Annotated in this window: 18 protein-coding genes; 5 read left to right on the top strand and 13 right to left on the bottom strand. The window is 72.6% G+C overall.

What is annotated here, in order from left to right:
• The 6 genes from VLJ82_RS18725 to VLJ82_RS18700 all read right to left on the bottom strand — a co-directional run.
• Positions 1–1,506, bottom strand: a 1,506-nt coding sequence (locus VLJ82_RS18725) for a 2-oxo acid dehydrogenase subunit E2 (protein WP_408664881.1), incomplete at its 3' end; no start/stop codon positions are given.
• A gap of 275 nt (positions 1,507–1,781) precedes the next feature.
• The gene (locus VLJ82_RS18720; protein WP_408664879.1) at positions 1,782–2,543 is read right to left on the bottom strand and encodes a hypothetical protein; all 762 of its coding nucleotides are present in this window, start codon (positions 2,541–2,543) and stop codon (positions 1,782–1,784) included.
• Positions 2,540–3,562 carry an ABC transporter ATP-binding protein gene (locus VLJ82_RS18715; RefSeq protein WP_408664878.1) on the bottom strand — a complete coding sequence of 341 codons (1,023 nt, stop codon included), beginning with the start codon at positions 3,560–3,562 and terminating at the stop codon, positions 2,540–2,542. The genes VLJ82_RS18720 and VLJ82_RS18715 overlap by 4 nt, the downstream gene beginning before the upstream one ends.
• A gap of 88 nt (positions 3,563–3,650) precedes the next feature.
• Positions 3,651–4,433 carry a trehalose-phosphatase gene (otsB, locus tag VLJ82_RS18710; RefSeq protein WP_408664877.1) on the bottom strand — a complete coding sequence of 261 codons (783 nt, stop codon included), beginning with the start codon at positions 4,431–4,433 and terminating at the stop codon, positions 3,651–3,653.
• Positions 4,434–4,548: 115 nt separating this feature from the next.
• Positions 4,549–5,670 carry an S-adenosylmethionine:tRNA ribosyltransferase-isomerase gene (locus VLJ82_RS18705; protein ID WP_408664876.1) on the bottom strand — a complete coding sequence of 374 codons (1,122 nt, stop codon included), beginning with the start codon at positions 5,668–5,670 and terminating at the stop codon, positions 4,549–4,551.
• The gene (locus VLJ82_RS18700) at positions 5,670–6,386 is read right to left on the bottom strand and encodes an SDR family NAD(P)-dependent oxidoreductase (protein ID WP_408664875.1); all 717 of its coding nucleotides are present in this window, start codon (positions 6,384–6,386) and stop codon (positions 5,670–5,672) included. Before VLJ82_RS18700 ends, VLJ82_RS18705 begins: the two co-directional genes overlap by 1 nt.
• 78 nt (positions 6,387–6,464) lie before the next feature.
• On the opposite strand from VLJ82_RS18700, the gene soxR reads away from it, so the two are divergent.
• A complete protein-coding gene (gene soxR, locus VLJ82_RS18695) occupies positions 6,465–6,944 on the top strand; it encodes a redox-sensitive transcriptional activator SoxR (RefSeq protein WP_408664874.1) in 480 nt (159 codons plus the stop codon).
• On the top strand, positions 6,941–7,342 hold the full coding sequence (locus tag VLJ82_RS18690) for a pyridoxamine 5'-phosphate oxidase family protein (RefSeq protein ID WP_408664873.1): 402 nt from the start codon (positions 6,941–6,943) through the stop codon (positions 7,340–7,342). Before soxR ends, VLJ82_RS18690 begins: the two co-directional genes overlap by 4 nt.
• Positions 7,343–7,371: 29 nt before the next feature.
• Here the strand turns inward: VLJ82_RS18690 and VLJ82_RS18685 are convergent, their stop codons facing one another.
• The 4 genes from VLJ82_RS18685 to VLJ82_RS18670 all read right to left on the bottom strand — a co-directional run bounded on the left by VLJ82_RS18685 (position 7,372) and on the right by VLJ82_RS18670 (position 9,908).
• Complete coding sequence (locus tag VLJ82_RS18685; RefSeq protein ID WP_408664872.1) at positions 7,372–7,947, bottom strand: DUF1697 domain-containing protein; 576 nt, start codon at positions 7,945–7,947, stop codon at positions 7,372–7,374.
• Between the two features lie 84 nt (positions 7,948–8,031).
• On the bottom strand, positions 8,032–8,376 hold the full coding sequence (locus tag VLJ82_RS18680; protein ID WP_408664871.1) for a rhodanese-like domain-containing protein: 345 nt from the start codon (positions 8,374–8,376) through the stop codon (positions 8,032–8,034).
• 71 nt (positions 8,377–8,447) lie between these two features.
• Positions 8,448–9,695, bottom strand: coding sequence for a DUF222 domain-containing protein (locus VLJ82_RS18675; protein WP_408664870.1), 1,248 nt, complete (start codon positions 9,693–9,695; stop codon positions 8,448–8,450).
• A gap of 6 nt (positions 9,696–9,701) precedes the next feature.
• A complete protein-coding gene (locus tag VLJ82_RS18670) occupies positions 9,702–9,908 on the bottom strand; it encodes a hypothetical protein (protein WP_408664869.1) in 207 nt (68 codons plus the stop codon).
• Positions 9,909–10,147: 239 nt separating this feature from the next.
• Between VLJ82_RS18670 and VLJ82_RS18665 the strand changes: the two genes are divergently transcribed.
• The gene (locus tag VLJ82_RS18665) at positions 10,148–11,506 is read left to right on the top strand and encodes an ATP-grasp domain-containing protein (protein ID WP_408664868.1); all 1,359 of its coding nucleotides are present in this window, start codon (positions 10,148–10,150) and stop codon (positions 11,504–11,506) included.
• Between the two features lie 157 nt (positions 11,507–11,663).
• Positions 11,664–12,176: a DUF4234 domain-containing protein gene (locus VLJ82_RS18660; RefSeq protein WP_408664867.1), complete on the top strand. Its 513-nt coding sequence runs from the start codon at positions 11,664–11,666 to the stop codon at positions 12,174–12,176.
• 59 nt (positions 12,177–12,235) lie between these two features.
• Here the strand turns inward: VLJ82_RS18660 and VLJ82_RS18655 are convergent, their stop codons facing one another.
• Together VLJ82_RS18655 and VLJ82_RS18650 are read right to left on the bottom strand one after the other, a co-directional pair.
• Entirely contained in the window at positions 12,236–15,343 is a 3,108-nt protein-coding gene (locus tag VLJ82_RS18655; protein WP_408664866.1) for a hypothetical protein, read from the bottom strand.
• A 128-nt stretch (positions 15,344–15,471) separates the two neighbouring features.
• Positions 15,472–16,797: a 6-phospho-beta-glucosidase gene (locus VLJ82_RS18650; RefSeq protein WP_408664865.1), complete on the bottom strand. Its 1,326-nt coding sequence runs from the start codon at positions 16,795–16,797 to the stop codon at positions 15,472–15,474.
• A 36-nt stretch (positions 16,798–16,833) separates the two neighbouring features.
• On the opposite strand from VLJ82_RS18650, the gene VLJ82_RS18645 reads away from it, so the two are divergent.
• Positions 16,834–17,883, top strand: a complete 1,050-nt coding sequence (locus VLJ82_RS18645; protein ID WP_408664864.1) for a PfkB family carbohydrate kinase — start codon at positions 16,834–16,836, stop codon at positions 17,881–17,883.
• Between the two features lie 31 nt (positions 17,884–17,914).
• On the opposite strand, the gene VLJ82_RS18640 is transcribed toward VLJ82_RS18645, so the two are convergent.
• Positions 17,915–18,565 (bottom strand): response regulator, encoded by a 651-nt coding sequence (locus VLJ82_RS18640; RefSeq protein WP_408664863.1) that lies wholly within the window; start codon positions 18,563–18,565, stop codon positions 17,915–17,917.
• Positions 18,566–18,575: the final 10 nt, after the last annotated feature.

Below are 18,575 nucleotides of genomic sequence, written 5' to 3'. Positions count from 1 at the left end.
CAGCGTCAGGCCGTGCTTGGTGATGTCGAGGTCCGGGTGGGTCCGGATCTTGAACTCCAGCGGGTCGGTGTCGGCCATCAGGTGGCCCGAGGACCGGTAGGCGTTGATCAGCTCGATGACCCGGGCGGCCTTGTCGATCTGGCCCTCGTGGCTGAATTCCCGATCGGTCAGCCAGACGGCCGGCTCGTACGGGATCCGCAGCGAGGCGAAGATGTCGTAGTAGAAGTTGTCCTCGCCGAGCAGCAGCTGGTGCACCCGGCGCAGGAACTCGCCCGACTGCGCGCCCTGGATGATCCGGTGGTCATAGGTGGAAGTCAGGGTCATCGTGCGCGAGATGCCCATGTCGTTCAGGGCATCGGGATTCATGCCGCTGAACTCGGCGGGGTACTCCATCGCGCCGACGCCGATGATCGTGCCCTGCCCCTGCATCAGCCGCGGGACCGAGTGGTTTGTGCCGATGGTGCCGGGATTGGTCAGGCTGACGGTGGTGCCGGCGAAGTCGTCGGCGGCGAGCTTGCCGGACCGGGCCCGGCGGATGATGTCTTCGTACGCGCCCCAGAAGCTGGCGAAGTCCATCGTCTCGGCGGACTTGATCGAGGCCACCACCAGCGAGCGGCCGCCGTCCTTGCCCGGCAGGTCGATCGCCAGGCCCAGGTTGACGTGCTCGGGCTGCACCATCACCGGCTTGCCCTCGGCGTTGAGCGCGAAGAAGTTGTTCATCTCCGGGAAGTCGCGTAGCGCGCGCACCACGGCGTACCCGATCAGGTGGGTGAAGCTCACCTTGCCGCCGCGAGCCCGGCGCAGATGGTTGTTGATGATGATCCGGTTGTCGCCGAGCAGCTTCGCCGGCACCGCCCGGACGCTGGTGGCGGTCGGGATCTCCAGCGAGGCCTGCATGTTCGTGACGACCTTGGCCGGCGCGCCCCGCAGCACGGTGACGTGCGCCTCGGCCGCGGCGAGCGGCGCGACGGTGGGCTGGGTCCAGGACGGCTTGGCGGCCGGCGGGGCTGCTGGGGCGCTGGCAGCGGGCCTGGCCGGTGGCGTGCTCGGCGCCTCGGCGGCCGGGCGCTCGGTCGCGCGGCTCGGCGGCGGGTCGCTCTGGGTCGTGCCGGTCGGGGCTGATCCGTTCTGCGCAGCGGCGCTTGGGCTTGTGCCACTTTGGCCTGTGCCGCTTTGGCCTGTGCCGCTTTGGCCAGCGGCGCTCGGCCCTGTGCCGCTTGGGCCGGTGCCACTTTGATCTGTGCCGCTATGCCCTGTGCCGCTCTGGGCAGTCTGGTCGCTGGCCTGATGCCTGCCATCGGCGGTAGCCGGGGCTGGCTGGCTGGCGCCCGTGTCGGACATGCCGGCGCCAACCTCCTCAGCGTCGGCGTCCAGGTCGTCGTAGGACGTGCCGGGCGGCGCATGCCGCACCGAGCCGGCCGGGCCGGCGGCGGGCCGGTAGTCGGCGAAGAAGTCGTGCCAGGCCGCGTCCACAGCCGACGGATCGGCCAGGTAGCGCTCGTACATCTCCTCGACCAGCCACTCGTTCGCGCCGAAGTCGGGGCGGGTTGATTCACTGCCAGTCGAGGACTGCGCGGTCACGTCGTCGGCCACCTTCTCAGGAGTGTGCGTACGCCTGCTGCGGGAAGCGGCCACCGGGACGGCAGCTACCGCCCACCGGCCAGGCCGGGACCCCGGAGGACAAGCCTACGCGCGGAGCTCGGCACCTGGCAGCGTGGCGGCCCGTTCGGCCGGCGTAAATCGGTGCGCTTGCTCACATCGCCCAGCCACAGCCGGACCGGTCAGCTGATATCGCGGCTCAGGCTCAGCCGGCCGCCGATGACCAGCAGCGCCAGCGACCAGATCACGAACAGCACCCCGCCGGCCGCGGGGGCCAGCAGGTGGACATCGTGTGGCATGCCCTCCACAGTGCCGTTGGCGTTGAAGGCCTTGATGGCGCCGCCGGGGGTGTAGGCATAGCCCTTGCGGACCCAGGGCACGTAGTTGAGCACGTTGTCGAGGATGAAGAAGTACACGATCCCGAACACCATCGCGGCGGCCTGGTTGCGCAGCAGCGCGCCCAGCCCGAGCCCGAACATGCCGGTCAGCACCAGCGTGACGAAGGCCTTTCCGACCCCGCCGGCCACGCCGTCGCCGTAGTCCAGCGGCACCCCTTCGGCCGACAGCCAGATGATCGCGATCGCGAAGTTGAGCACCACGCAGATCAGGGCATAGATGATCGCGAAGACGGCGTAGGAGGCGGCCTTGCCGGCCAGCAGCAGCCACCGGTTCGGGGTCGCGAGCAGCGTCGGGGTGATCGTCTTGTGCCGGAACTCGGTGGTCAGGCCCAGCAGGCCCAGCACCAGCAGCGCGACCCCCGCGCCCTGGGACTGGGTGAAGACCGCGTAGTAGTCGACGGGGGCGCCGTTGTCGTGGTCGTTGACCGCGTTGACCACGGTGACGATGGTGCCCAGGGCGGTGAAGGCGGAGGACAGCAGCAGCATCCAGAACCACACCTGGGTGCTGCGGATCTTGAGGATCTCCGAGCGGACCAGATTGATCATCGGAGGCCACCGTCCTGCTGGTTGGGCCGGAACGGGGGTGGGGAGTACCCGGGCGGGTCCAGGTCTGCGCCCCGGTGCTCGCCCTCGGTGAGGCTGAAGAACAGCCGCTCGAGGTCGAATTCCTCCACCCGGAGCTCGTGCAACTCGACGTTGTGCACGAAGGCCAGGTGGCCGACCTGGGCGAGCTGGTCGGTGCGGACCCGGAGCGAGCCGTCGGGCTCGGTGGTGCCGCCGAAGCCGGCGCCGGCCAGCGCCTGCTGCAGCGGGCCCAGCGCCGGCCCGCGCACCACCGTGACGGCGGTGCCGGCCGACAGCTCGCCGAGGGTGCCGGCCCGGACCAGCTTGCCCCGGTTGAGGATCACCGCGCGGTCGGCCACCTCCTGCACCTCCGACAGCTGGTGGCTCGACACCAGGACGGTGCGGCCCTCGCTGGCCAGGTGCCGGAAGAAGCCGCGCAGCCAGCGGATGCCTTCGGGGTCCAGGCCGTTGGCCGGTTCGTCCAGGATCAGCACCCGGGGATCGCCCAGCAGCGTGCCGGCCAGGCCCAGCCGCTGCCGCATGCCCATCGAGTAGCCCTTGGTCTTCTTCTTGGCCGCCTGGCTCAAGCCCACCAGCTCCAGGACCTCGTGCGCCCGCCGGGCGGGCAGGCCGGCGGCCGCGCAGTAGATCTTCAGGTGCTGCAGGCCGGTGTGGGCCGGGTGGAAGCTGGCCGCCTCCAGGGCGGCCCCCACCGTCTGCAGGGGCCGGGGCAGCGACTCGTAGTTCACCCCGTTCACCGTCGCGGTGCCCGAGGTCGGTCGGACCAGGCCGAGCAGCATCCGCAGGGTGGTGGTCTTGCCCGCGCCGTTCGGGCCGAGGAAGCCGGTCACCGACCCCGGTTCGACGGTGAAGCTGAGGGAGTCCACCGCGCGCTGGGTGCCGAAGACCTTGGTCAGGTTGTCCACCACGATGCGCCCGTCGCCACGGGGGCGGCCAGGACCAGCGGGTTGTCCGGGAGCGGGTTGTCCGGGCGCTGTCATGGGGCCATTCGATCATCCGGAACCCGGCCGGTATGGCAGGGGGCGTCCGGGCGAGTCTGAAGGACTGGTGCCAGGTTGGTCGGGTGGCTCAGCCGGCCGCGGCCAGCAGCCGGGCCAGCAGCCTGGCGAGCTCGGCGGGGGAGGCCACTGCGATGTCGGCCGTCCGGCGGAGCTCGGGCAGCTCGCCGACGGCCACCGTAAGGCTCGGCCGCCCGGTGGCCGCCGCCCAGGCCGCCACCGCTCCGAGCGCCGGCAGGTCCCCGAGGTCGTCGCCGGCGAACAGCGCCGCCGAGGTGCCGGTAGTGAGCAACTCCTGCAGCGCGGTGGCCTTGGACGGGCCGGGGATCCGGATCTCGAGCACCTGCTTGCCCGGGTGGATCTCCAGGCCCTGCTCGGCCACCAGCGGGGGCAGCCGCTCGGCCAGCTCGGCGAGTGCGGTGTCCGGGTCGGCGGCCTGCCGGGTGTGCACCACCAGCGACAGCCGCTTGTCCTCGAGCCAGACCTTGTCGTCGGTGCTGCGCAGCAGCGGCGGCAGGCTGGTGCGCAGCACCGCCAGGCCCGGCGGTTCCTCGCCGGTGTGCAGCCGGCCGTCCCGCCAGGTCTCGGCGCCGTGCAGGCCGCTGACCACCAGGCGCTCGATCGCGTGCAGGCCGCCCAGTTCCAGCGCCGTGCTGGCATTGCGGCCGGTGACGATCGCCACCTGTGCCCCGGCCCGGGCCAGGGCCGCCAGGATGTCGACGACCCCGGGCACCGGGCGCGAGGTGGCGGGGTCGCGGACCAGCGGAGCCAGCGTGCCGTCGAAGTCCAGCGCGATCAGGGCGCCGGGCAGTCGCGCGGCGATCGCGGCCAGCCGGTCGGTTTCGGGGTGCATGCCTGCCGACGGTAGTGCGCGAGCGCCACACCGCCGCCAGCCGGTGGTGCGGCGGTACCGGCTGGCGGCGGGCGGCCCGCGGATGCCGGGGGGCGGTCGCGGTGTGCCGGCGGGTTTAGTTCCGATTGCCCAGCAGCAGGCAGGAGTCGCCGAACTCGTGCCACAGGTAACCGGCCGAAACCGCGGCGTCGTAGGCCCGCTGGGCGAGCTCGGCGCCGGCCACCGACTCGACCAGCAACAGGTGCGAGGCGTCCGGGTTGTGCAGGCCGGTGATCAGCCCGGTCACCGCCCGGGCCGGATGGTCCGGACCGATGACCAGCTCGGTCCAGCCCCGGGCCGGGCTCAGCCAGCCCTCGGCGTCGGCGGCCGACTCCAGCGCGCGGGTGACCGTGGTGCCCACCGCGATCACCCGGCCGCCGTCCAGCCGGGTGGCGTTGACCAGCCGGGCGGTGCCGGCCGGCACCTCGAAGCGTTCGGCCTGCGGCGGTTCGCCGGCCTCCTGCGAGGACACCCCGGTGTGCAGGGTGATCGGTGCGAACCCGATGCCCCGGCTGACCAGGTCGGTCACCAGTTCGGGGCTGAACGGCCGGCCGGCGCTGGGCATCTCGGCACTGCCCGGATGCCGGCCGAACACGGTCTGGTAGTCGGCCAGCGGCCACCGTCCGTGCAGGTAGCCGTAGCTGATCGGCCGGCCGTGCCGGGCCAGCAGGTCCGGCAGCGCGCGGCTGCCGGACACCTCGGCCCGCCACAGCCGGACGCCGAGGCTGGGCCCGGCGTGCTCCGGATAGGGCGCCAGCAGCCGGACCGCGACGTCCTCGGCCAGCCGGACCACCGTGCCGGGGCAGGCGTCCAGCAGCGGTCGGGCGGCGTCCGGGGCGGTGCGCAGTTCCAGCACCCAGCTGCCGTCGGGCAGCGGGCCGGCCGGCGTGGCCACGTGCAGCACCACCGGGCGGCCGGTGTCGGCCAGCACCCCGTCGACCTCGCCGGCCACGGTCTGGGAGGTGTTGACCACCACCAGGTCACCGGGTCGCAGGTGCCGGCCCAGCTCGCGGAACCGGCTGTGCACCAGCCGGACGTCCTCGCCCGGGTGGCCGTGCCCTGGTACGGCTTCGGCGACCAGCAGCCGGACGCCGTCTCGGCCGAGCCCGCGGTGCTCGGGCGGCTCGGTGGCGGTCAGGTTCGGCGGCAGGTCGAACCGGGTGCTGGGTGCGGTGTTGGCCTGGGCGGGCAGCGTCATCAGGCCACCGCCTGCCCGGCGGCGGGGGCGGCAAGCTCCGGCGCGCTGGAGGTGTAGCGGCCGCTGAGCGGGCGCTCGCCGATCAGCCGGAGCAGGGCGGGCAGCACCGCTTCCGGCTCTGGCCGGTCGCTGATGTCCTCGCCGGGGAAGGCCGCCTGGTGCATCTCGGTGCGCATGTCGCCCGGGTCGAAGCTGTACCAGCGCAGCTGCGGGTTCTCCTCGGCCAGCGTGGCGGTCAGGTGATCCAGCGCCGCCTTGGCGCTGCCGTAGCCGCCCCAGCCGGGATAGTGGGCCACCGCGGCGTCGGAGGACACGTTGACCACCGTGCCGCCGGCCGCGGTCAGGGCTGGCAGCGCGAGCTGGACCAGGGCCAGCGGCGCCACCACGTTGGTGTGCAGGATCGCCGCCAGCTGCTCGGCGGGGAGTTCGGCCAGCGGTGGGAGCGGGCTGGGCCCCAGGGTGCTGGCGTTGTTGACCAGCAGGTCCAGCGGGCCGAATCCGGCCGCGGCACTGGCCAGCTGGCGACGGTGGTCGGGGTCGCCGACGTCGCCGGGAATGGCGTGTAGCCGGGTCGAGCGGCCGAGCTCGCCGGCCAGCCGGAGCAACCGGTCGGGACGCCGGGCGTCCAGCACCAGGTTCCAGCCGCGCTCGGCCAGGGCGGTGGCCAACGCGCGGCCGAGGCCGGCCGAGGCACCGGTGATCACTGCGGTAGGCATCTGTTCTTCCTCCAGTTCCAGGGGATGTGGCTCCATCTTTGAAGTTGAAGTGCGCTTTAAGTCAAGTAGGATCGAGGGATGGATTCCAAGCAGTTGCTGACGGTGTCGGAGGTGGCCCGGCGGAGCGGCTACGCGGCCTCCGCGCTGCGGTACTACGAGCGCGAGGGCCTGATCACCGCCACCCGGACCGGTGGCGGCCAGCGCCGCTTCGAGCGCGGCGTGCTGCGCCGGCTGGCCTTCATCCGGGCGGCCCGCAATGTCGGCCTGAGCCTGGAGGAGATCCGGGTGGAGCTGGCCGAACTGCCCGAGCTGCGCACGCCCACCCGGGCCGACTGGGGCCGGATCTCGCGCAACTGGCGCCAGCGCCTGGACGAGCAGATCGATGCGTTGCAGGCGCTGCGCGACGGGCTGCAGTCCTGCATCGGCTGCGGGTGCCTGTCGCTACGCTCCTGCGCGATGTCCAACCCCGGCGATGTGATGGCGGCCGGCGGCGACCAGGCGGGTGCGGCGTTCCTGCCGCCGCTGCTGCGCCGGGCACCGGAAGGAGGCGGGCGGTGACGGCGGACCTGACCGGCAGGGGGCCGGAGTTCCTGCGGTTCTGGAGCGACCGCCGGCTGGCCAGTCTGAGCACGGTGCGCCCGGACGGCACCGTGCACGTGGTACCGGTCGGAGTGACGTTGGACGCCGGGGCGGGGGTGGCCCGGGTGATCACCTCCGGCGACTCGTACAAGGCGCGGCGGGCGCTTGCCGCCGGTGCGGCCGGCGTCCCGGTGGCGGTCTGCCAGGTGGACGGCCGCCACTGGTCGACGCTGGAGGGCCGGGCCGTGGTCCGCTCTGATGCCGAGTCGGTCGCTGATGCCGAGCGCCGGTATGCCGAGCGCTACCGGGTGCCGCGGCCCAACCCCCGCCGGGTGGTCCTGGAGATCGCCGTCAGCCGGGTGCTCGGTAGCTGGTGAGGAGCCGGAGCCGTCCTGCCCGGAGTTGCTCAGTCGGTGCCGGTCAGCTCGGCCAGCGCGGTGACCGTCCGCCAATTGCGGGTGGTGGCTGCGATGCCCAGCCGTGACTCGATGAAGCTGTTGCTGAGCTTGGTTCGGCCGTAGCCGTCCGGGCAGTGCAGGTAGACCTCGGTTCCGGTGAGGTGGAATGTGGCCGTCTCGCCGGCCGGCACCTGCAACCTCGGAACCCGGTCGGGCGCGGGCCGTTCGGCCAGGAACGTGACGTGCAGCTTCACCGGGTCGGATTCCCGTGCCAGGAACGGGTTTTCCGCCAGCACGGCAGCCAGTTGCTGGCCGGTGCGCAGCAGCACCCGGGAGGTCACGCCTAGGCCGGCCAGTCCCTCCTCGATGGCCCGCGCCAGCTCAGCCGGCTCGGGAGTGGGATGGCTGAAGACGGCATTGCCGCTCTGCAGGTAGGTGCGCACGTTCCCGGCACCGAGTTCGGCCAGGACCGTGCGAAAGTCGACCATCGCCAGCTTGTTCTTGCCGACGTTCACCCCGCGCAGCAGCGCGGCATAGGTCTTCATGGTGCCGGGATAGTCATGCCCGGCACGGGTCTTCACCATCGGAGCGTGAGCCTTCACCGTGCGGAGCGTTGGCCTTCACCGTGCGGGGCATGCGTCTTTACCGGCCGGCCCGGGTCGCGGTGGTCAGATCACCGTGCCGGGGGCGCCGGCGTCGTCGACCACCGGCAGACCGGCCGCGTGCCAGGCGACCATCCCGCCGCGCAGGTTGATGGCGTTGTAGCCGGCCTGGTGCAGCGCCATCGCCACCCGTGAGGACCGGCCACCGCCGTGGCAGACGCAGATCAGCGGGACGTCGTTCGGAATCTCGGTGAGCCGTTGGGAGAGCTCTGACATGGCCAGGTGGCGTGCCTGCGGAGCATGGCCGGCGTCCCACTCGTGCTGCTCGCGGACGTCCAGCAGCACGGCGTCGCTGGCCAGGCGGTCGACAGCCTCGGTAGCCGTGATCTCGGAAGGGGAGTCAGGATGCACCCCAGCAGGTTAGCCCGTGCGCTCGCCCGCCACCTCCGATCGCGGCCTGGCAGCCGGTTGCGTGTCCGGAGTCAGGGGTCGGGTGGCTGAACATCAGCGACGCTCGCGAGCCGACCAGCCTGCTGTCTGTGGCGAGGTATCGGGTTCTCTGTTGCCCGCCCGGCGGCCACACCGTTCATGGGGACGCCGCCGGCATCGACTCCGGATGCCTGGTCGGTCCACCGTCGGCTACCCCGGCAGCAGCAGTTGCTCGCCGTCGATTCCAACGCTCCGGCGGATGACCGGTGTAGCGGTGACCGGTGTCGTCGGTCCACCGGAAGGAGCCGTCGGGCAGCCGGCGGTACTGCCATCCGGTACCGGACTTGCACAGGTTGTGCCGCCGGCAGGCCAGCGCACCGCCGCACCGGCAGGTCTGCCCGCCGTCGGAGAACGCGACGATGTGCTGCGAACTCGCAGCGGTAACCCGGCTGGCCGCAGGTCGGGAAGCAGCACACGCCGTCGCGAGCCTGCACGAAGTCCCGCAATCGCTGGGCCGGCCGGTAGGTGTCCCGGCCGATGTCGAGCAGTGCGCCGGTGTCGGGATCGGTGAGCAGCCGGCGCCAGGTGCCTGACTGGTCGGCGGCGTAGCGGCGGGCCGTCTCGGCGGTGATCGGACCGTAACCGGCCAGGTCGGCCGACTCGTCGTCCAACCCGAGCAGGGTGTCGGCAGATACCACGATCTGGATACTCGGCCGGCGGCCCTGCAGTTCGGGCAGTGCGTCGTGCGGCAGCCCGGACAGCACCGCGTCGACCAGCAGGTCGGCACGCTTCTGGTCCATCGTCCGGCAGTCGGTGGCGGGCAGCAGCGTCGCGGCCGCGGTCAGCCGGGTGAAGATCAGCTGTCCCTGGGGCGCGTCGAGCAGGACGGGCAGCAGGACCATGCCGTCCTCGGCCGGCTGCAAGCCCACCTTGCGACCGGTGAGCGCCTGCTGGTGACGCCGTTCGGCACCGCCCGGGTCGATCCTGGTGACCGCCCGCCGCGCCGCCTGCCGCAGCTGGCTCACGGTCTGGTCGGCCGCCCGAGCCACTGCCAGCGCCTCGAACGGAGTTATCAGGCCAGCAGGCACCGACCAGGCCTGCTCGCAGATCACCTCGGCGTGCCGGTAGGAGATCTGCCCGCTCCACAGCAGCGCCAAGGTGGCGGGCAGCTCGCGTACCAGCAGGCCGGCATTCTTCAGCCTGGCCTGGGCCGTCCGCACCGGCACCGTCAAGGCCAGCGACACAGCCTCCTGGGACAGGCCGAGTTCGCTGGTGTCAGCCGCCTCGATCTCGGCAAGCACCCGTTGTTACAACGAGTCCAGCCAGTGCTTCTGCTGTTCCAGCAAGCTGAGCAGGTCGATCCGGGCAGCGTCGGACAACTGGTGCGGGTCGAACGAGGCGAGCTCGTCGGTGGGACGGGCGTCCGGCGGCAACTTGAGCAACCGGGCCAGCCGCTCGGCGGGCCCGGCGCGGGTCGCCACCGGGGCGGCGGATTCGTCAATGCTGTCGGACATGCCAGTGACCCTAGGCGGCACGGGTGACAGAAAGCGGGGAAGATTCGCCTTTGTGGATAAGCACATGGGCTGTGGAAAAATACCGGCCAGTTGCGGGTCGACAGTTAAGCTGCGGCAAGACCTCGTCCTCGTCACTGATTTCTCCCACACCGCCGATCACCTCGGACCCGTCCCGATAACCTGCGGAGGTCACCACCCCGCCCGAGCCGCCGCAATCCGTACCGAAGGAGCCCCAGGCAATGTCCGAGCACGTGTTGATCTTCGGCAACGGTTACTACGTTCCCGACCGGTTGCGGACCTGGGCGCGCACCACCGGTCAGACGGTCAGCTGCAGCGTGCTCTGCGATCCGGACCAGATGACCAAGATCGACGAGCCGGAGAAGCTGGCCCGGATCGTCGTGTTGCCCGCCGGCGCCACCCTGGAGGAGTGGGTCGCCTTCGCCCGGCTGGTCCACGAGCTCCACCCGGTGACCCGGATCGGCACCTTCTCAGACCAGGGTCAGGTCCCGGCCGCGACCGCCGGGCAGGCCCTGGGCATCCCCACCCATTCGGTGGAGACGGTCCGGCTGGTGCACGACAAGTACGCCATGCGGCAACGACTGGCCGAGGCCGGGGTCGAGTCCACCGCCTCGGCGGTCGTGCACGATGTGGCCGGGCTGACGGAATTCGCCGCCAGCCACGGCTATCCGTGCGTGGTGAAGCCGGCCAGCGGCATGGCCAGCGCGGGCGTGTCGGTGATCTCCGGGCCGGACGAGATCGAGGCCGCGATGGCTCGGGCCCGGGGGATCACCCGCGACCAGGGAGCGGCTCCCACCCTGATCACCATGCCGGTGCTGGCGGCCGACCGGGCCACCGCCGATCCGGCCGCGGACGATCCGGCGGCCGGAACCGACCCGCCCATCCAAGTGATCGTCGAGAAGTTCCTGCCGGGCGTGCAGTACAGCGTGGAGTGCTTCTCCGAGCAGGGTGAGCACCAGGTGGTGACCATCACCCGCAAGTACTCCGACCCGGTCAGCCTGGTGGAGCTCGGGCATGTGATGCCCGCCCCGCTGGAACCGGCCGAACAGGAGGCGATCGGTGAGCACGTGAGCCGGGCCCTCGACGCGCTCGGGGTCGAGTTCGGCCCGACCCACACCGAGATCGTGCTCACCGAGGCCGGCCCGAGGATCATCGAGACCCACCTGCGCTTCGGCGGCGACCACATCTGGGACCTGGTAACCGACGCCACCGGCGTCGACCTGGTCAAGAACCAGTGGCGGCAGATGATCGGCGAGAAGGTGCTCCCCGGCATCCGCGCCACCCTGCAGGACGAGGACCGGCCCACCCGGTGCCAGGCAATCTGGTTCGCCAGCACCCAGGCGTCCGGCGTGCTGGTGGAGATCGCCGGGCTCGACGGGCCGCACCCGGAGGGAGTCACCGTCAAGTACCCCCTGCCGGCCGGCACCGAGCTGCACGGGCTGCAGAGCTCCTACTCGCGGCTGGCTCAGGCCCGGGCCTCCGCGGAGACCGCCGAGGAGGCGGTCGCCCTGGCCCGGCAGGCCATCGAACGGCTGGAGGTGGTCGTCCGGGTTCCCAGCACGGTGCCCGAGGTGGTGTGACGATGCTGCGGGACGGACGCGGTCGCTCGATGCCGCGAATGTTGGGAAGGATCCCGTTCTTCGACTTGCCGCGTGGGTCCTTGACAGCGGTTGGGGTTGCGTCCAGGCTCTCGCCGTCTCGGAAGCCCCCGGGATCTTGGCTACCCGGAGGTTAGCGATGACCCAGCCGTCCGACCCAGCGTTCGATCGCCCGCTACCGACGCCCTACCCCGACAGCCAGCCGGTGTCGGCCGGTCCGCGCGAGGGGGCACCGCTCGCGCCCTACGGTGGCGGTGCCATGGCAGCGCGGACCTCGCCGCGGCGGGTGGGTGTGCGGCGAAGCGCGTGGGGTGTCTGGTGGTTGTCCGCGCTCACCTTCGGCATCTACTACCTGGTCTGGTACTACAAGATCAACGCTGAGTTGCGTGCCTTCGCGCCGGAAGCCGTGGAGGTCAGCCCGGGCAAGGCGGTCCTCGCTCAGCTGCTGCCGATCTTCGCCTGGGTCAGCCTGGCCCATACGAGTACCCGCCTCAATAACGCGCATCGCGCGATCAACTCACCGGTCCGGGTCTCCGGCGGTGTGGCGATTCTCGGGACGTTCTGGTTCAACTCCCAGACCCGCTACCTTCAGCGCCGCCTCAACAGCCTGTGGGATGCCCAGGACACCCTGAGCGCCGGCGTCCGGTACTGAGGCGACGTGGGGGCGCGACGGACAGCATGGCGCTGGGACCGCTCGCGCGATGAAACGACCTAGCGCACGGTGACGGTCAGGTTCGCGCTCAGCCCGTCTGCACCCCGGCTGTCGCCCGCGACCCTGGCCCGGTAGAGGTACGTCCCGGCACTTCCGGCGGTCAGCGGAAACCGGGCGCTGCCGGTGCTGGTGCTGGTGACCGTGGCGAGCGCGGTCCAGCTGCCGCCGCTGTACCCCTCCAGGGTAACCGCGGCGGCCCGGGGCGCGGTCACCGTCGCGGTCAGCGCGAACTGCAGGCCGGTGCCGACGTAGGCCGGCCCGGTGACGGTGGCCTTGGTGGTGACCGCGACCGGCACGCCGGCCGACGCGGCGTCGGCGTACCCGGCGACCGAGGCCACCCGGGCCACCAGCGTGCCGTTCTCGACCGGTGCCGCGGTCACCGTGAACGCCCCGGCGGCCGTGGTGCTGGTGCTGGAAAGCAGCACCGACGCGCCGGTGCTGGTCTGCAGGTAGATCCGGACCGGCACGCCGGGCGCCGGACCGGTTACGCCGCCGTAGCTGCGGGTGACCGTGCCGGTGAGCCGGTTGCCGGCGCCGGCGAGCTGCTGGCTGGCCTGGGCGGCCAGCGTCACGGCCGGCGTCCAGGTGCCGACGGTCAGCGAGCCGATGGCCGCGGTGGCGGCTGGTTGCCCCGCGGTGCCGGCGAACACCGCCGACAGCACGCCGGACGCCCGCGGTGCCACCATCACCTTCCAGGTGCCGTTGGCCGCCACCGAGGCACTGCCCAGCACGCTCACCGTGCCGGTGCCGGCGGTGCTCCGGATGCTCACCATGCCGCCCGTCACCGGGCCCAGAACCCCGCCGGCGTCGCGCTGCAGGCTGCCCGACACCAGCACCGGCGCGGCGTAGCCGACGTCGGTGGCGTTGGCGCTCGCGGTCAGCACGGTGGCCGGCTGGTTGACCGTGACCCCGCCGGCCACGGCGCTGGCAGCCGTCCAGGACGGCGAGGCGGCCAGCACCACGCTCACCGTGCCCGACAGCGTCGGCCGGACCGCCAGCCGGTAGCTGCCGTCGGCGGCCGAGGTGACCCGGCCCAGCGCCAGCACCCGGCCGGCAACGGTCTCGTTGACCTGCAGCGGCGCCCCGCCCAGCGCGACCGGACCCGCGGAGGAGCTGTGAGTGGCAGTGCCGCTGACCGTCACCGGGTCGCCGTAGTAGACCGCGTTCCGGTCGACGGTCGCGGTCAGGCCGGAAGTGCACACCGAGGTGGTGATCGCGATGCTGCTGGCCGGGTAGGCGTTGAACGGCCCGACGGCAAGCGTGCTGGCAGTCAGCGTGACCGCGGTCGCGGTGACCAGCGAGCTGGCCGCGACCCCGGTGGCGTCGGTGGTGCCGCGGGCCAGCGTTACCGGCAGCGCCGTTCCGCTCTGCCGGCTGAAGCCGACGCTCACCCCGCGAACCGGACCACCGGTCAGGGCATCGACGACGGTGGCACGCAACGGCGTGCTGGCCGAGACGCAGGCGGACTGCGGGCTGCCGGACTGCCCGGCGATGCCGAAGGAGACGGCGAGGTTGCGCTTGGCGCCGGTGGTGTTGAAGACCAGCGGCATGGTCACCACCTTGGTCGTCCCGAGGGTGTCGGTCACCGTCGCGGTGACGGTGGTGCTGCCGGTTGCGGTGGCCGGGCAGCTGACCGTGGTGTCGGCCGCGGTGGGCGCGCTGAACGTGCAGTCGGTGCGGCCCGCCTTCCAGCTGATCGAGGTGACCTCGTCCCGCGGCGGCACGATCGGCGTCACCGAGGCGGTGGTGCTCAGGCCCGGCACCACCGGACTGCCGACGGTGAGGGTGGCACCGAGCCGGGTGGGCGGTCCGACTACGCCGCTGGCCGAGAACGCGGCCGGGCCGGCCGGAGTGCCGAGCCCGGTGGGGCCGTCCCAGCCGGCCTTCGCGGTGCACAGCGCCGTCCCGCCGCAGCTGCCGTTGCTGCCGGTGGTGACGTCGTTGAGGCTGTCGCTGTGCTGGTACGGGTAGCTGTTGGGGTAGTCCGACGCGCCGGGCGTGCCGGCCAGTGCGTAGACGGCGGCGACGATCGGCGCGGACGCGCTGGTGCCGCCGTAGACCCCCCAGCCACCGGCGTGGTAGACCGCCACCCCGGTGCCGGGGTCCGCGACCGCGGACACGTCGGCGACCGCGCGGTTGGCACACCCGGTGCTGACCAGGGTCTGGATCGCCGGCTTGCCGAACACCGACGAGCAGCCGCTGCCGGCGCCGGTCCAGGCGGTCTCGGTCCAGCCGCGGGTGCTGGCCGACCGGACCAGCCGGGTGCCGCCCACCGCGGTCACGGTCGGCGCGCTGGCCGGGAAGCTCACCCCATAGCCGTTGTCGCCGGTGCTGGCGGTGATCACCACGCCGGGGTGGTCGAAGTGCGCGGCCTGGCCGGCCGAATCGCCGCCGCCGTAGCTGTTCGACACGAACTTCGCCCCGAGCGCCACCGCGGTGTCGACCGCGGTGCCGAGGTCGTTGGTGTAGGCGCTGGCCGCCTCCACCAGCAGGATGTTGCATTGCGGGCAGACCGCCGAGACCATGTCGACGTCCAGGGCGATCTCGGCGGCCCAGCCGGAGTTCGCGGCCGGCAGCGGTGAGCTGGCGCCGGCCTGGTTGACCTTGCGGAAGCAGCCGTTGGCGGTGGTGCAGGCCGGCAGGCCGTACTGGGCCCGGTACACCGCCAGGTCTGCCTCGGCGCTCGGGTTGTCGTAGGCGTCCACCACCGCGACGGTCTGGCCGCTGCCCAGGCTGGTGTTCAGCTGGTAGGCCGAGGTCAGGTCGGCGGGGCTGTAACCTGCCGGGGTGGCGGCCGGCGTCGCGACGCTCGGCTGGCCGGCCAGCGCGGCCGGCTGGCTGACGTCGGTACGGCGCATGCCGAGGCAGCGCATCTGGCCGGGCGCCGGGGCGGCACACAGGTCCAGGCTCGCCACGGCGGAGGTGTCCGCCCCGGCCGGCGAAGCGGTCAGCTGGAGCGCAGTCAGGCCGGCGGCGGCGATCAGCATCGCGGCGGCCAGCACCCCGGCCCGGCGCGGCACGATCGATCCCGTCCGGTCACCGTGCGTGCTGGTGCCGAACCGCCGGGCACCATCGGACCCCCGGGACCGCAGGCCACCGCCGCTCATGACGACTCCATTCGACGAGCGTGCCGCCAATCCGTTGGCAGCTACTTAACGACGATTTAACCAGAGCTGCGAACAGCTTGGCAACTGTCCGTAACCAATTGCCTGCAATCAACGGCCACGTCGTCACCTCAGGTCAGGATCCGGGCCAGCGCCGGGTCGTCGGTCAGCAGCCCGTCCAGCAGCCGCTGCGCGGTGGCAGTCGAGTCCACCAGCGGTGACAGCGCGAACGCCCGCAGCGCCGCCGCGGCCGAGCCGGTGCCGATCGCCTCGATGGCGGCCCGCTCGGAGGCCCGGACCGAGGCGATCAGGCCCAGCTGGTGCAGCTCCAGCGGCGCCACCGGCAGCGGGTGGGCGCCGGTGCCGTCCACCCGGCAGGGCACCTCGATCACCAGGTCCGGCGGCAGCTCCGGCAGCGTGGCGCCGTTGGCCACGTTCACGATCGACCGGCTGGCGGGCCCGCCGGACAGCGCCTGCATCAGGTCCAGGGCCACCTCCTGGTAGCCGCCGCCGGCCAGGTCGTGGGCATCCCGCGGCTGGTCGCGCGCCTCGGCCAGGTAGCTCTCCTCCCGGCGCCGCCTGGTCGCCTCCCACAGCTCGGCGGCCTCGGCCGGCCGGGCGGCCGCCGCCGCGTAGAACTCCTCCTGCTCGCGCCGCACCACCTCGCCGCGGGTCGGGCCGGCGGCCAGCGCCGCCAGCACCTCGGCGCGCCGGTAGTAGAAGTACAGGTATTCGTTCGGCACCGCGCCCAGCGCCCGCAGCAGCGGCGCGCCGAACAGCCGGCCCTCCTCGAACGAGGCCAGCGCGGTGTCAGAGGCCAGCAGTCCGGGCAGCAGGTCCCGGCCGTCCAGCCGCAGGGCACGCAGCCAGCCCAGGTGGTTGATGCCGGCGTAGTCGGCCACCACCTCGCCCGCCTGCAGCTCGGCCTGGGGGATGCGCAGCGCCCGGCAGGCCCGCCGCACCAGGCCCACCGGCGAGTCGCAGATCCCGATCACCTTCTCACCCAGCACCGCCCGGCTGGCCTCGGTGATCATGCCGGCCGGATTGGTGAAGTTGATCAGCCAGGCACGCGGCGCCAGCTCGGCGACCGTCCGGGCCAGCTCCAGCGCGGCTGGCAGGGTGCGCAGCCCGTAGGCCAGACCCCCGGCGCCCACCGTCTCCTGGCCCAGCACGCCGGCGGCCAGCGCCCGGCGCTCGTCGGCCACCCGGCCGGCCACGCCGCCGACCCGGATCGCGGAGAAGACGAAGTCGGCGTCGGCAACCGCGCCGGCCAGCGAGGTCTCCAGCCGGACCCGGACTCCCGGGTCGGGCCGCAGCACCTGGCTGATCGCGGCCAGCCGGCCGGCATCGACGTCGTGCAGCACCAGCTCGTCGACGCCGAGACCGCGCCGGGCCAGCAGCGCCCGGTACACCAGCGGGACGCGGAAGCCGCCGCCGCCCACCAGCACCAAACGCATACTCCAGACCCTAGTGAGGTGGCACCCTAGGAAGGGATGGCCGAGCCGGACTTCGACGTGATCATGCAGGGCACCGTGTTCTTCGACGTGGTGCTCACCGGGCTGCCGGCGCTGCCCACCCAGGGCACCGAGCTGATGGCCGAGGGCATGGGCTCCTGCCCCGGCGGGATCGCCAACCTGGCGGTGGCGGCCAGCCGGCTGGGGTTGCGCACCGCGCTGGCGGCGGTGTTCGGCGACGACGTCTACGGCGACTTCCTGTGGCGCACGCTGGCCGAGCAGGAGGGCGTGGATCTGTCCCGGTCCCAGCGGCTGGCCGACTGGCACTCGCCGGTGACGGTGTCGCTGGCGGTGCAACGGGACCGGGCGATGGTCACCCACAGCCATCCCGCGCCGATCCCGCCGAGCACCCTGCTGGCCGACCCGCCGTCGGCCGCGGCCGGCGTGGTGCACCTGGGCGCGGAGCCGGAGACCTGGGTGAGCACCGCCCGCCGGCGCGGCATGCTGCTGTTCGGCGACGTCGGCTGGGACCCCAGCCAGCAGTGGTCGACCGATGTCCTGCAGCAGCTGTCCGAGCTGCACGCCTTCCTGCCCAACAGCACCGAGGCGATGGCCTACACCCGCACCGACGATCCGCGGGCGGCGCTGATCAAGCTGGCCGACTCGGTGCCGGTGGTGGTGGTGACCTGCGGTGGCCAGGGGTCGATCGCGATCGACTCGATCAGCGGCGAGGACGAGTGGGTGCCCTCACTGCCGGTCAACGCGGTGGACGCCACCGGCGCCGGGGACGTCTTCGCGGCCGCGTTCGTGCTGGGGACGCTGCGCGACTGGCCGCTGCGCAACCGGCTGGCGTTCGCGAACCTGTGCGCGGCGCTGTCGGTGCAGCAGGTGGGCGGCTCGCTGGCCGCACCCGGCTGGGGCGACATCGCCGACTGGCTGGCCGACGTCCGGGGCCAGGCCGCGGCGGGCTCCCGGTCGGCCGGGGTGCTGGCGCACAGCTACGAGTTCCTGGCGGGCTGCATTCCGGCCGGCCCGGCGCCGACGGTGCGCCGGGCCCGGGCCACCATCGCCCGCACCTCGGACGCCTGAGCCGGACCAGCCCGGCCGCCTGAGCCCGGAGCTAACCGGCCGGTACCGGCTCCGGAACGCCGTCGACCAGTCCCAGCCGGACCGCGGTCAGCAGGGCCTGGGCCTTGCTGTTGGCGCCCAGCTTGTCGTAGAGGCGCGCCACGTAGGTCTTGGCCGTGGAGGCGCTGATGTGCAGCCGGATCGCCAGGTCGGGTACCGACAGGCCCGCCAGCAGCAGGCTGAGCACCTGGCGCTCCCGCTCGCTGAGCACCGGCACCGCGGGTGCCTCCTGGCGGCGGCGCAGCGCCGCGGCCAGTCCCCGGGAGCTGAACGAGGACGCCGACACCGCGGCGTGCCGGATGGCGCCGAGGATCTCCGGGGCCGAGGCGGTCTTCGACACGAACGCCGACGCACCGGTCTCCAGGGCGCGGAACAGCACGTCGTCCTCGCCGCGGGCGGTGAGGATCACGATGCCCAGGCCCTCGAACCGGTCGCGCAGCTCGGCGGCCAGCTCCAGGCCGGGACGGTCGGGCAGCGACAGGCCGATGGTCACCACGTCCGGCCGCAGCGCGCCGATCAGGCCGATCGCCTCGGCGGCGGTGCCGGCCTCGCCCACCACCTGCAGGTCGGGCTGTCCGTTCACCATCAGGGCCAGGCCCAGCCTGGTCACCGGATGGCTGTCGATGAAGATCAAACTGGTCATGGCGCGTGCC

It is taken from the genome of Jatrophihabitans sp. (assembly GCF_035474675.1).
Classification (GTDB): Bacteria; Actinomycetota; Actinomycetes; order Mycobacteriales; family Jatrophihabitantaceae; genus Jatrophihabitans_A.
The sequence above is the reverse complement of the archived record's forward strand: the minus strand, read 5'-3'. Positions and strand labels throughout refer to the sequence as shown.

Coding starts and splice junctions, on each gene's coding strand:
- VLJ82_RS18720 (WP_408664879.1), bottom strand. CDS start 2,543: ATGATCAATCTGGTCCGCTCGGAGATCCTCAAGATCCGCAGCACCCAG.
- VLJ82_RS18715 (WP_408664878.1), bottom strand. CDS start 3,562: ATGACAGCGCCCGGACAACCCGCTCCCGGACAACCCGCTGGTCCTGGC.
- otsB (WP_408664877.1), bottom strand. CDS start 4,433: ATGCACCCCGAAACCGACCGGCTGGCCGCGATCGCCGCGCGACTGCCC.
- VLJ82_RS18705 (WP_408664876.1), bottom strand. CDS start 5,670: ATGACGCTGCCCGCCCAGGCCAACACCGCACCCAGCACCCGGTTCGAC.
- VLJ82_RS18700 (WP_408664875.1), bottom strand. CDS start 6,386: ATGCCTACCGCAGTGATCACCGGTGCCTCGGCCGGCCTCGGCCGCGCG.
- soxR (WP_408664874.1), top strand. CDS start 6,465: ATGGATTCCAAGCAGTTGCTGACGGTGTCGGAGGTGGCCCGGCGGAGC.
- VLJ82_RS18685 (WP_408664872.1), bottom strand. CDS start 7,947: ATGGTGAAGACCCGTGCCGGGCATGACTATCCCGGCACCATGAAGACC.
- VLJ82_RS18670 (WP_408664869.1), bottom strand. CDS start 9,908: ATGTCCGACAGCATTGACGAATCCGCCGCCCCGGTGGCGACCCGCGCC.
- VLJ82_RS18665 (WP_408664868.1), top strand. CDS start 10,148: ATGTCCGAGCACGTGTTGATCTTCGGCAACGGTTACTACGTTCCCGAC.
- VLJ82_RS18660 (WP_408664867.1), top strand. CDS start 11,664: ATGACCCAGCCGTCCGACCCAGCGTTCGATCGCCCGCTACCGACGCCC.
- VLJ82_RS18655 (WP_408664866.1), bottom strand. CDS start 15,343: ATGAGCGGCGGTGGCCTGCGGTCCCGGGGGTCCGATGGTGCCCGGCGG.
- VLJ82_RS18650 (WP_408664865.1), bottom strand. CDS start 16,797: ATGCGTTTGGTGCTGGTGGGCGGCGGCGGCTTCCGCGTCCCGCTGGTG.
- VLJ82_RS18645 (WP_408664864.1), top strand. CDS start 16,834: ATGGCCGAGCCGGACTTCGACGTGATCATGCAGGGCACCGTGTTCTTC.
- VLJ82_RS18640 (WP_408664863.1), bottom strand. CDS start 18,565: ATGACCAGTTTGATCTTCATCGACAGCCATCCGGTGACCAGGCTGGGC.